Below are 12,420 nucleotides of genomic sequence, written 5' to 3'. Positions count from 1 at the left end.
CGCGTAATAAAAGCACATAATTCAACATGTCGGGTTTAATGAAAATACAACCTATCAAATATTTCTTATGGGTTGATACATGTAGTGATAAAACAGTCACTGCACCCTCATTAGAGCTTCAAAGAAGGAGTTATCATGAAGGCATATGTATACCACGGCCCCGACCAGAAGGGCGCCTGGGAGGAAGTCCCGAACCCCACCATTCTTGAGCCCACGGACGTTATCGCCCGTGTCGACACCACCACCATTTGCGGTACTGACCTGCACATCCTGAAGGGCGACTGCCCCGAGGTGGACCACGGACGTATCCTCGGCCACGAGGCTGTCGGTACCATTACCGAGATTGGCTCCGCGGTGACTGACCTGAAGGTCGGCGACCGCATCATCATCCCCGCCGTGACCAGCTGCGGTAAGTGCTCCTACTGTAAGGCAAACCAGCCTTCGCACTGCCAGACCGTTGGTGGTGTCGGCTGGATTTTCGGTTACATGATTGACGGCACCCAGGCTGAGTACGTGCGTGTTCCCTACGCTGAGACTTCGGTTCACCTGGTTCCGGAGGGTCTGACCGATGAGGACGTCCTCTTCCTCACCGACGCTCTGCCCACCGGTTTCGAGATCGGTATTCTGAACGGTCACACCAAGCCCGGCGACACCGTCGCTGTCGTGGGTGCAGGCCCCGTGGGTCTGGGCGCTATCATGACCGCTAACCTCTGCGGTGCCGGCCGCGTCATCACCGTCGACTTCGACGACAACCGCATGAACAAGGCACTGGAGCTGGGCGCCACCGACAAGGTCAACGCGGGAGACCCGGACTTTATCGAGAAGATTAAGGCTCTCTCCCCCGACGGCCTGGGCGTGGATGTGGCAATTGAGGCTGTGGGCGTTCCGCAGACCTTCGAGACCTGCACCAAGATTGTTCGCCCCTATGGCAACATCGCGAACGCCGGCGTGCACGGCAAGCCCGTTGAGCTGCCCCTGAACACCATGTGGATTTCGAACGTTCGCATCAACATGGGTCTGGTCAACTGCAACACCGTCGGTAACCTGCTGAACATGGTCCGCTCCGGCCGCCTGAACGCTAAGGCGATGGCAACCCACCGCTTCACGTTCGACCAGTTCGAGGAAGCCTACGACCTGTTCACCCACGCTGCTGAGCACAACGTGGTGAAGGTTGTTATCTCCCGTAACCCCGAGGTTGCGGCATAGACTGCGGTAGGCTCATATACCGCTCATACTGAAACCCCGAACGTTTGTGAGGGATTTCGGTGGGATGTATTCATGACACTGCGAACATCCCTAGGATTCGCCTCCGGGTGGGAGTGGGTAGGTCCCACCCGGAGCGCGAATCGTCCTCCCCTACCCCGAGATGCAGTTATTTTCTGAAGAGACTAGATTGTCTGAAAATTCAAGAGATGCGTCAGCTCGGGGTTTTCTGTTCCCTCAACCCGTTCTTTGGGCAACCCGTTCTTTGGTGGGTTTAGGGGCGGTTCCTCAAGCATGATGCACCCTCCACCGGGCGCTCTGCCGACCCGCTGTAGCGGGTTCTTCTGCCAGGCAACCTCTACTGGTGGAGGGGCGCATCATTTGGCTCTTCTTGGTCGGGCGGTACCTCCGATTCTGCTCCTCCTTGAAGGGAAAGGAAAAGGGTCGCACGCTTACGATTCAATGGCGATTCGTAGGCTGCGACCCTTTCTCATGCCCGGATTTTCTGTGCCCCAGGGATTTTCTATGCTCCGGGGATTTTCCGTGTTCCGGGTGGGCTATTTAGTTTTTGGGTTTCTCGCTGGCGGCTTTATCATCGCCGCTCTTCTCATTACTAGCGGCGTTCTGCGTGATGGGGTTGAACGCCTCCGTGGGGTCGTCTGCCCCAGATGCGGCAGAAGATTCGGTGGCGCTTCCGGTGACGGGCTCGGTGGGTGCATCAGCTAGATCCCCGGCAGGCACGTCAGCAGGATGATTGGCAGGTGTGTCAACAGCAACCTCCGCAACGATGGGCTCCTCCGAAACAGGTTCCTCCGGGACCTTCTGCGCATCCTCCTGCTGATCCTGAGCCGGAGTCTCTACGGGCTGCCCAGAAACACCCTGCTCAGTAGCTACCGGCTCACCGTGCGCGGAATCCTTCTGCTTATCCTTGTGCGCGTCCCTATGTTCAAGCGTGTAGATGATGCGCGGTTCCAGGCGCTCAAAACCGATCTTGGAGCGCACCCAGTTCACGAAGCGGTCGATTCGGTCCTCCGGGTCCTCCGCCTCGCGAGTCTTCACCACGCGGTAGTTGTGTGGCAGCATCACGCTATCGCTGAGCACGCGCGGGTACTCGTCAATCTCCTGAATACCCGCCATGTACATATTTTCGCGGAACTGGTGCGCGAACTCCTGCTGACCCAAGAACAGCTGGTCGGCGTAGGTTTTAGCCGCCAGGCGCTCACTGTAGGCGTGCTTTGAATCGCGGGCACCCTTCTTGGAGCCGTAAATATCCCAGAAGTAGAAGTACACGTTGTTCGCGATAATCGCGGATATAATGCGGTTCTGCAGATATACAAGGGAACCCACCGCACCGGCACCCACCAGCAGTAGAACCACTGCGATGGGCGGCAGGCTGTAGCTGCTCCAGTCCACCGGCTGGCCGGTGAAGATACGCACCAGGTAGGCAATGGTTGCAACAATAATCGGCACGCCAATGAACACCACGGCGAGCGGCACCCAAATGTACAGCAGGCCGCGCAGAATCAGGCGGTAGTAGAACACCGAGTCGCCAATGGGGATGGGCGTGGGTTTCACGGAGGAGTGCGCACGCTTCATGAGCAGGCTGAAGATGCGGTTGCTGTCGATGCCAACTTTACGCAGCTTCGATTCGAGGGACGCACGTTTGAGGAAGACCCGGTAGTTTTCGAGGACGACACGCTGGTCGGAGGTGAGCTTCTCGGGGTCGGGTAGGGCGTTGAGGTCCAAGCCGGCTTCGGTGAGGAGCTTGCTCCACAGTTCCAGTCGCGCCAGTTCGGAGGGTTTTGCCGCCGCCTGCGCCTGGTAGTTCTTGTAGGAGATGAAGATAGTACTGGCACCAATCAGCAGTGTGATGAAGGGTGCTATCCAGTCTTTGAGTCCCATGGTGGCGTTCCTCCTTGATTGTGTGGAGCCGCTGGTTCCTCGGTCTTTTCAGCGCGTCTTTTCAGGATGTCTTTTTGGGGCGTCCTTTGCGGGCGCGAGCCCACTGTGTTTACCGTACCACCGGCACCTGTGCTGAACCTTTAAATGCGCAGGTGGGTGCGTAAAAATAGCCCCGCCTCCCGGCGCTCAAGAGCAACGGGAGACGGAGCTTATCTATGAGGTTTAGTGCGCGGAATTAGTGGTCAGCGGGCTTCATTTCGCGCGGTGCCTTGCGAATCATCAGGTAGCTGATGACTGCCATAAGAACCATCAGTACGGCGCTGAATGCGGAGCTCAGCACCACGCCGGAGTCGAAGGCAGCGAATGCGGAGGAGAGCAGCTGGTTCGCCTGCTCGCCACCCACCTGGCTTGCGACCGTCACGGCACCGCCGAGGGTTTCGTGGGCGTGGTCGGCGAGAGTCTCATCCAGGCCGTCGGGTACAACCACATTTGCGCGGTAGACGGCGGTGAGCATGCCACCAATGATGACGGTGCCGAGCACCGCACCTGTCTCGTAGGAGGTCTCCGAGATCGCGGATGCCGCACCAGCCTTACGCGGCGGCACGCTGGAGAGCATCAGGTCGTTCGAAATGGTCTGCGCAATACCGATGCCGGTACCGAGCACAATGAAGATCAGGATAATCACCAAGTCGTTGTGCGCACCCAGGAAGGCGAGCACCGCGAACGCGGCAGCGTTGAGCGCCAGGCCAAAGGACACCACCTGCGCCGGGTGGAAGTACACTGCCACGCGCGCAATCACCAGACCGGCGATAATGGCCGCCAGGGTGCCGGGGATCAGCAGCATACCGGCGTACATGGGCGGCAGGCCGGAGACCAGCTGCAGGTGCTGGGAGGCGAAGTAGATGGAGCCAACGTACACCATCATCGAGATGAGGTTTGCGGTAATCGCACCGGTGAACACGGTGTTGCGGAAGAGGCGCACATCCAGCATGGGCTGAATATCGTTCTTCTCGCGGTTGAGCTGACGCAGCACAAACAGAACGATGAAGCACAGGCCAGCCAGGATGGTGCTAATAGCCACTGCATCGAAACCGGTTTCGGAGGTGTGAGTCAGGCCGAAGGTAATGCCGGTCATGCCGGTCATAATCAGCAGGATGCTCAGCGGATCCACCGGGCTGGGATTCGGATCCTTAGACTCGGGCACCATGATCGGGGCAAGAATCAGCAGAGGAATCAGAATCGGCACAGCAAGCAGGAACACCGAACCCCAGTCGAAGTGCTCCAGCAGGAAGCCACCCACGATCGGGCCCAGCGCCGCACCGGCGGAGAAGCCCGAAGCCCACACGGCAATAGCGATGCGGCGCTCGGTCGCATCCACAAAGATATTGCGGATAATCGACAGGGTCGCCGGCATGAGCATCGCACCGAAAATACCGAGCAGGGCACGGGCAATCACGAGCATCAGTGCGGAGGGTGCGAACGCCGCGAGCGCAGAAATCGCAGCGAAGCCGGTCGAACCGATGAGCAGCAGCTTACGGCGGCCGATGCGGTCACCGATAGCGCCCATGGGCACGAGCAGGGCGGAGAGCACCAGCGAGTAGGCATCAACGATCCACAGCTGCTCCGCGGAGGAGGGGCTCAGCGCCTTAGCGATTGCGGGCACCGCGAAGGCGAGCACCGTGTTGTCGATGGAGACCAGGAGCACCGGGAGCATGAGCACGCCGAGTGCCGCCCAGCGCTTGGTCTTCTGGTCGGGGGCGTGAATGGGCAGAGCCGTGGTGTGCGGATTGTGATTCGTCATGGGTTGTTTTCCTGCGTCTATGGGATTTCGGCTGATGCGGCGGACGCGGCGGCATCGGCCCGGCCTATCTTTTGGACTAGGGCTTTTAGTGAGGTTTCGGGGCTTACCCGGAGGTTTTAGGGTGCCGGGCGGGTCCACAAACGAAGATTAACTATACCAACTGGACGGTATAGTTTCAAGCGGTTAGACTGGTACCCATGACCACACCCAACCACCGCAAACAGCACGCCAACAACTCCCGCGAACACATCCTCGACACCTACGTCGACCTGCTGATTCGCTCGGGAGAACGCGCCGCAACCCTCGACGCCGTCGCCACCGCCGCCAAGGTCTCCAAGGGCGGGCTACTCTACCACTTCGCCTCCAAGAAGGCGCTACTTGAGGCGCTCGCAGAACGCACCCTCACCCTGGCTAAAGAGGACTTCGCGGCGATGGAGCAGGCACCTGAGGGGGCAAGCGCCTACTACATCAATTCCTCCACGCCAGATAACTCCCCCTTCGACCGCGCCCTCATTGCTCTCAGCCGCCTGGCACAGAGCAATAACGAGCTTGCCCAGCAGACCATGAGCCGCGTACAGGATGGCTGGCATGCGCTCGTCCTCGCTGAGCTGGGCGATGAACAGATTGCCCGCACCGTGCTGCTTTTGGGTGACGGCATGTACTACAACGCGGCGTTCGGAGGCGACTCCGCCAGCCCGCAGAGGGCCGCAGCCATCGCGGCAGACCGAGCGGCACTCGAACGCGCCCTGCAGGTACTCAAGGCGGCGACTCGTTAAACCACAAAAACCACCCGATACAGCGCTTAAAGCCACAAGCTAAAACCGCCGCCTCAGACCGTATTCTTCAGCGCCGGCGAGCACCCAGGACTTAAACTGGAAGAGTACGTAACCGCTCTTCAACCAAGGAGTTCCAATGATTTTCATTGCTGTCAAGTTCCCCGTCAAGCCCGAATACGCTGACCAGTGGATCGAGAAGACCCGCGCTTTCACCGAGGCAACCCGCGCCGAGGAAGGCAACAAGTTCTTCGAGTGGTCCCGCAGTGTTGAGGACCCGAACGAGTTCGTTCTGCTCGAGGCTTTCAACGACGATGCAGCTGGCCCGCACGTGAACTCTGACCACTTCCAGCAGGCTATGAAGGACATGCGTCCGCTGCTGACTGCAACCCCGAAGATTATTTCTCGCCTGGTTGACGGCGACGGCTGGGACGCTATGGGCGAGCTGCAGATCGACTAGTCTGCACCCCTGATATGCACCTAAAACTGCATAGTTAGATGTTGCATAAGTAGACGCTAAAGCGCCTCTCCTGCCTGTTCTATTGGACAGGCAGGAGGGGTGCTTTGGCGTGTCCGGTACCTGAACTTTTCCCCTTGACACGACGCGGATGGTACCGGTTTTCGGGTCAGCGGGTGCCTTGCGTGCATTTTTACCCTATTAACCCCTTAAAATGGGTAGAGTATGCACACCTATCGATACCCATTCGCACAGGAGGTCTGAATGAGCATCGCATCCCAGCCTCTTCCCGGCGCAGTCGCCGTTGAAGAGCACAACGACGTGGACCACACCTCTGTATCCCTCGCCGTCTCGACCGTTATTCTGGCACTGCGCCCCAAGGACAACGAAACCCACCCGACCCTGTGGCTGCCGCTGGTTCGCCGCCTCCGCGAGCCCTATAAGGGCCAGTGGGCACTTCCTGGCGGTCCGCTTAACCCGAATCTTTCCCTCGAAGAGGCAGCGGCTTCGACCCTGAAGCGTGCAACCAATCTGCAGCCCGGCTACCTGGAGCAGCTCTACGCATTCGGTGACGTTCTGCGCACCCCCGAGGCGCGTGCCGCCCGCGTTGTGGGCGAGCCCGAACCGGCACCCGGTACTGATCACGAGCGCGTGGTTTCCGTGGTGTACTGGGCGTCGATTCCCGCCACCGAGGTCGCGAACACTCGCGTGCACGAGAACATCCGCTGGTTCCCGGTGGATGAGCTGCCCGAGCTCGCCTTCGACCACAACGAAATCATTGAGTACGCGCTCTACCGCCTGCAGAACAAGGTCGAGTACTCGCGTATTGCGCACTCTTTCTTGGGTGAAGAGTTCACCCTGGCGCAGCTGCGTGAGGTGTACGAGGCGATTCTGGGTCGCACCCTGGATCCGGCGAACTTCCGCCGCCAGATTGCAGCATCGAAGTCGATTATTGACACCGGCCGCCGCGTGGAGGGCACCCGTCACCGCCCGCCGCGCCTGTACCGTTACAACGACGCTCAGGCATATGCGGATGCGGGCCCGCTGGGCATGTACCGTGAGCGCCACGAGGCGTAATAGCCTTTCGCGCGTTGTACGCGCGCAGATTTAATGCCTAAAAGGAGGGGTGGCACCGAATGGTGTCGCCCTTCTTTTTGCGTTGTCTAGGGGATATCGGCACTTGTCAGGAGGTTTTGTGGGAGGGTGTTTGACTCAGCACCCGCACGCTCCCTATACTGGAGTCCTCAGCTCGCTTTTACCGCCACCTCGTTGCAGAAGTAGCCGACGGAGCTGAACGTATCATTTGACCGAAGCCACCCAAGGCGCGACCGGGGTGCCCTTCGGAATCTAGGAGGCATCAAAGAAATGACCCACCGAGCATAAGCCCGGACTCAGAAGAATTTTTCGCGCGCTCACGCAGCAGCTCTACGGACACGTTTCTACGTGTTCCAATCAGCGCGCACGCACCCGGGCACAGGTACATCCACCGTTACGCTCGGGTTTTTTCATGCCTTCACGCCTTCATGTGCGTTGGCAGGAATCCGAGCACCCATTCGAAGGAACTCGGCCCATGCCACACCACATTACACTCAACCATATTTCGTATGCGCATCCGGGTGAGCCCCCACTTTTCACCGACCTTTCCGCGGTATTTTCTGCGCCACTCACCGGACTTATCGGCGATAACGGCGCCGGAAAAACCACCCTCTTCAGACTTATTCTTGGCGACATAAACCCTAGTCAAGGCATAATCAGCACCCCACAGCGCATAGCGTACCTACCGCAAGATTTAGGGTTGAGTGGGCATCAGCATCTTGCCGATATTTTTGGAATTACAAAAATACTGCAGGCGCTTGATGTGCTGGAATCGGGCGACTATTCCCCCAGCCTTTACGACACCATAGGCGACGCCTGGGATATTGAAGAACGCACCCTCGCAGCCCTTGCCGAACATGGTTTTGGTCCTGCCCTCACTACGACCGATACACAGGCCCGTCGCAACCTTCTGATGCGTCCCCTTAGCACCTTTTCAGGTGGTCAGACGGTCACAGCCGCACTCACCGCGCTTCTGTATTCAGACCCAGAGTTCATTCTGCTGGATGAGCCCACAAATAATCTGGATTCTTCGGCGAAGAATCGGCTTTATACGGCTCTTGAAACCCTCACCTGCCCGGCGCTCATTATTAGCCACGACCGCGACCTACTGGAGCGCGTAAACGTGATTGCCGAGCTTCACGCCGACCGGCAGGGGGTGGCGCATCTGCGCCTTTTCGAGGGTAACTACAGCACCTACCGGCAGGCGCTGGAGACCGAGCAGCAGGCGGCTCAGCGTCGCGTGACCGAGGCGAAGAATGAGGCGCGTAAGGCTGTGCGTGAGCGCACCGAGAACCAGATTAAGCTCGATCGCAACGCCCGCCGAGGCCGCGAATTTGAACGGTCAAAGCGGAAACCTGGCATGGCTATGGGCCTGGATAAAAACAGTTCAGAGCGCTCTGCCGGGAAACTTCACACAGCCCACGAAAGCATGGTGGCGGATGCACGTGCAGCAGTTGGAGAAGCCCAAAAGAACCTGCGCGTGCAGGAGCGTATCTATCTGGAACTTGCTCAGGATGCGCTCCCATTGGGGCGGAAGGTACTGGAATTACATCGGGTGAAGAACGACTCTTGCGCATCTACACCGCAGAGCGCCGACCTTAAGAAGGCATACACCCAAAACACCGTTTCACGTGAAACACAACCATATAAAGTTGATTATCTGTTTCAAATCCAAGATTTTCCCGAGGTTCTTATCCTGACCGGACCCGAACACCTGCACATCACGGGAGCAAACGGCAGTGGCAAGACTGTGCTTCTCAATGCGATAGCGCACGCAAATGACCCTGATTACCGTTCCCCAGTGCCGCCTGCATACCAAGTGCTCTACCGTCTGGATAACACCGCATACCTGCCGCAGCGCATCATCCTCGACCCGGAGCTCACCCTTCTTGAAACCGTACAGAGGGCGAATCCCGGTGCGAGCGAACAGCATCTGCGTGACCAGCTGGCGCGCCTACTTTTCCGCCGCGAGAGCGTGCACCATAAGACCGGTGAGCTCTCCGGTGGTGAGCGTTTCCGTGCCGCGGTGGCGCAGGTGCTTCTGGCAGATCCGGTGCCGCAGCTACTCATGATGGATGAGCCGACGAATAACCTCGATATTTCTTCTGTGGATTGGCTGGTGCAGGCAGTCGAAGCCTATACCGGTGCACTCATCGTGGTGAGCCATGATGAGGATTTCTGCCGCCGCATCCGCATTGACCGCACGCTGGCTCTCTAGGGTTCCGCCTAAGGTTCCGAACCCAACCCCGCGGGTGCTACCCGGGGCTTAACGAACGGGTGCCCGGCACCTCCGAATATGGAGGCGCCGGGCACCCGTTTCAGTTATCTCACCGCGGCTACTTCACCGCGCCGACAAAAACCTAGATTAGAGGACCAGGCCCTTGGTCTGGGACACTGCGCGCTCGAAGCGAGCCTGAACGTCAGCCCAGTTTACAATGTTCCAGAATGCCTTGACGTAGTCACCCTTGACGTTCTGGTAGTCCAGGTAGAATGCGTGCTCCCACATATCCAGCTGCAGAACGGGGATCAGTGCAACGGAGATGTTGCCCTGCTGGTCGTAAAGCTGCTCGATGATGAGGCGCTTGCCAACGGTGTCCCATGCGAGGATTGCCCAGCCGGAGCCCTGAATGGTCAGTGCAACGTTGGTGAAGTGCTCACGGAACTTGTCGAAGGAGCCGAAGAACTCGTCGATTGCTGCTGCCAGCTCGCCGGTGGGCTTGTCGCCACCCTCGGGGGACAGGTTGTTCCAGAAGATGGAGTGGTTGGTGTGGCCACCCAGGTTGAACGCCAGGTCCTTGGAGAGCTTGGAGACATTGCCGTATGCACCGTTCTCGCGTGCCTCTTCGAGCTGCTCAAGAGCTGCGTTAGCGCCTGCAACGTATGCTGCGTGGTGCTTGTCGTGGTGCAGCTCCACGATCTTTGCGGAGATGTGGGGCTCGAGCGCCGCGTAGTCGTAGGGGAGCTCGGGGAGGGTGTACTTTTCAGCCATGATGATGCCTTTCATTAGAAAACTTGGCTTGTATTAAAGATTACCAGCGTAGCGTTTACTTTACTTTTCACGAGTTGGGGAGCGTCACATGTATGTAAGACCTCGCTCGAGCCTGTGGATTTTAGGCTGAAACTTTTCCCCACACCTGTGGATAACCCTATATATCAACAGGATTTTCAGAGCCGGCACCCTATTCTGCCTTGAAATACCGGGGTATGCACTCATGTGAATAACAGTGCTGTAAGTTCTCCACACTGTGGATAACTACTGTGGATAACAGCTCTTTTTGGGGATGCGCGGGGGATAAACTGCAGAATTTTCACCCTCATTCGGGGCGTTTTTCCTTCTACTAGCCAAAATATTGAACACTGAAAGGTGCGTTGATCGGTCTTCCATACCTCTTTATGCCGGAGGCGGTGGATTAAGTGCACAGGGTTATCCACAGGTGTGGAAATTTTCGGGTTCCGCGGGTTTAAAGGTGAAAAGGTCTTCTGTTTAAGAACTTACCCTCGGTTTTAATGACTGTGAAAGCCTGTAATTACAAGATTTTTTTGACTGAACCCCTCTTTTTGTCTCGCATTGCCACCATCGCCAGCTTCGCCAAATCACATGCGTGTAAGTTCTCCACACTGTGGATAACCATTGTGGATAACCCCTGTGGGTAACATCCCTGGCGCGATACGGCACAGTAACACCACAGCTGCAAGGTGCGCAGTGCAGGTACGCAGACCCCTCAACTCATGCTTCTCCCCTAGTCCATAGGGGTGCTCTTACTAATCCCTATGAAGGCAAAGAAAAAAGAGCACCCGACCATTGGATGCTCTTAGAGTGAGTTGATAGAAATTTGAGTTAAAAAGATACGGTACGGAATGCAGCCCAACCACGAACTGCACCCGCACCGCACATCCGTCGGTAGAAATACGAGTTACTCGTACACCGACGACAATCACCGATAAATAGAGAGTCGAACCTATCGAAGCGAGCTTCCGGTCTCGCCTCGGAGGCTTCCTTCGACCCCGTTATATAATTAGTGTACACGGTTTCATTACGGTTGCAAAGCCAAAACCGAGATTTTTTTAAAATTTTTGTTATCGTTTCGTTATTTTTCGACCTTGGAACACTCTTTGCCAACCCAAGAATTTTCTTCCATCACCCAAAAAACCTTGATATTCCGCGGAAGTTAGCATTATGCACGGAAGTGCTTCTTGGTACGGTCTTGTCTATACTTGTACTGGAAATCTTTTTGAATATGTCGCTTTTCACTTGCTTACCCCGGGTATTTGCAGTCACTGCGTACAAAAAGATACCCCTGGCACCCCTCAAAAAATTAGCACCAAAGTGTCAAGCATTACTTGACCGTACCAATTTAGGGTTACCGGGCAAGACCTTTCGCTACAATGGGTGCCAACACACCACACCTCCCCTTAATAAGGGAGCTCCATATCCGATAAAAGAGGAACCAATCCCGTGCCCATACCAACCACGTCTGCGCAGCGGTCTGACAATACCGCACACAACGAATCCATCCAGTGGCTCTCCCAGCAAGAGCGAGAAGGGTGGCTCTTTATTAGCTCCATCATCTTCAGCCTCACCCGCAAGATGGAAAACCAGCTACAGACCGAGGCTGGCATCAGCTTCGTTGAATACATGGTGCTCGCAATGCTTTCCGAGTCCAAGGATCATTCCCTCACCATGACCGAGCTGGCAATCACTACGAACACTCTTCCTGCACGCCTCTCACGAGTTGTAGCGCGCCTGGAGAAGGATGGATACGTCCGCCGCTCCCTCAGTGCTGAAGACCGACGTGTGAGCATCTGCCACCTGCTCCCGGCAGGCGAGCAGAAGATCCATGAAGTCGCCCCCAGCCACGTTGGCGAAGTACGCCGCCAGATTTTCGATCACCTCACCCCCGAACAGGTTGAGCAGCTTGCCGAGATCGGTAAGGCTGTTCTGGGTGATACTCCTTCAAACGTCATCTCGATTGATGCACTGCAGCGTGGGGAATACCCCGCACACTAACCTCCTCCATCCCACAGAGGGATGAGAGTTGAGAGAACCAGAGATAAGGCACATTCCCCACCGGGAACGTGCCTTATCTCTTTAAGGGCACGCGCAGATTTTAGGGCGCGCGCAGAACAACCTTTACGGAGGCGGTTGGGGGCGTATCGGGGTTCTGGCCACATCAGTTTCGCCGCATTTT

Annotated in this window: 9 protein-coding genes; 6 read left to right on the top strand and 3 right to left on the bottom strand. The window is 57.2% G+C overall.

All coding sequences use genetic code 11. From position 1 onward, the window contains the following. The first annotated feature begins 135 nt into the window (after positions 1 to 135). On the top strand, positions 136 to 1,206 hold the full coding sequence (locus HMPREF2927_RS00175) for an alcohol dehydrogenase catalytic domain-containing protein (RefSeq protein ID WP_070684574.1): 1,071 nt from the start codon (positions 136 to 138) through the stop codon (positions 1,204 to 1,206). 558 nt (positions 1,207 to 1,764) lie between these two features. Here the strand turns inward: HMPREF2927_RS00175 and HMPREF2927_RS00170 are convergent. Continuing rightward, positions 1,765 to 3,105: an NADH dehydrogenase gene (locus tag HMPREF2927_RS00170; RefSeq protein ID WP_070684572.1), complete on the bottom strand. Its 1,341-nt coding sequence runs from the start codon at positions 3,103 to 3,105 to the stop codon at positions 1,765 to 1,767. Between the two features lie 235 nt (positions 3,106 to 3,340). Next, positions 3,341 to 4,906: an MFS transporter gene (locus HMPREF2927_RS00165; protein ID WP_070684570.1), complete on the bottom strand. Its 1,566-nt coding sequence runs from the start codon at positions 4,904 to 4,906 to the stop codon at positions 3,341 to 3,343. Between the two features lie 197 nt (positions 4,907 to 5,103). Between HMPREF2927_RS00165 and HMPREF2927_RS00160 the strand changes: the two genes are divergently transcribed. The 4 genes from HMPREF2927_RS00160 to HMPREF2927_RS00145 all read left to right on the top strand — a co-directional run bounded on the left by HMPREF2927_RS00160 (position 5,104) and on the right by HMPREF2927_RS00145 (position 9,449). Beyond that, on the top strand, positions 5,104 to 5,682 hold the full coding sequence (locus tag HMPREF2927_RS00160) for a TetR/AcrR family transcriptional regulator (RefSeq protein WP_070684567.1): 579 nt from the start codon (positions 5,104 to 5,106) through the stop codon (positions 5,680 to 5,682). A 136-nt stretch (positions 5,683 to 5,818) separates the two neighbouring features. Next, positions 5,819 to 6,139: a putative quinol monooxygenase gene (locus HMPREF2927_RS00155; RefSeq protein WP_049360721.1), complete on the top strand. Its 321-nt coding sequence runs from the start codon at positions 5,819 to 5,821 to the stop codon at positions 6,137 to 6,139. Between the two features lie 261 nt (positions 6,140 to 6,400). After that, positions 6,401 to 7,213: an NUDIX hydrolase gene (locus HMPREF2927_RS00150; protein WP_070629352.1), complete on the top strand. Its 813-nt coding sequence runs from the start codon at positions 6,401 to 6,403 to the stop codon at positions 7,211 to 7,213. Between the two features lie 493 nt (positions 7,214 to 7,706). After that, positions 7,707 to 9,449 carry an ATP-binding cassette domain-containing protein gene (locus tag HMPREF2927_RS00145; RefSeq protein ID WP_070684566.1) on the top strand — a complete coding sequence of 581 codons (1,743 nt, stop codon included), beginning with the start codon at positions 7,707 to 7,709 and terminating at the stop codon, positions 9,447 to 9,449. Positions 9,450 to 9,596: 147 nt separating this feature from the next. On the opposite strand, the gene HMPREF2927_RS00140 is transcribed toward HMPREF2927_RS00145, so the two are convergent. After that, the gene (locus HMPREF2927_RS00140) at positions 9,597 to 10,220 is read right to left on the bottom strand and encodes a superoxide dismutase (RefSeq protein ID WP_070684564.1); all 624 of its coding nucleotides are present in this window, start codon (positions 10,218 to 10,220) and stop codon (positions 9,597 to 9,599) included. Positions 10,221 to 11,687: 1,467 nt separating this feature from the next. Between HMPREF2927_RS00140 and HMPREF2927_RS00135 the strand changes: the two genes are divergently transcribed. Then, complete coding sequence (locus HMPREF2927_RS00135; protein WP_105360507.1) at positions 11,688 to 12,239, top strand: MarR family winged helix-turn-helix transcriptional regulator; 552 nt, start codon at positions 11,688 to 11,690, stop codon at positions 12,237 to 12,239. The last annotated feature ends 181 nt before the right edge of the window (positions 12,240 to 12,420 follow it).

This window comes from Rothia sp. HMSC061E04 (genome assembly GCF_001813685.1).
In the GTDB taxonomy this organism is placed as follows: Bacteria; Actinomycetota; Actinomycetes; order Actinomycetales; family Micrococcaceae; genus Rothia; species Rothia mucilaginosa.
The sequence above is the reverse complement of the archived record's forward strand: the minus strand, read 5'-3'. Positions and strand labels throughout refer to the sequence as shown.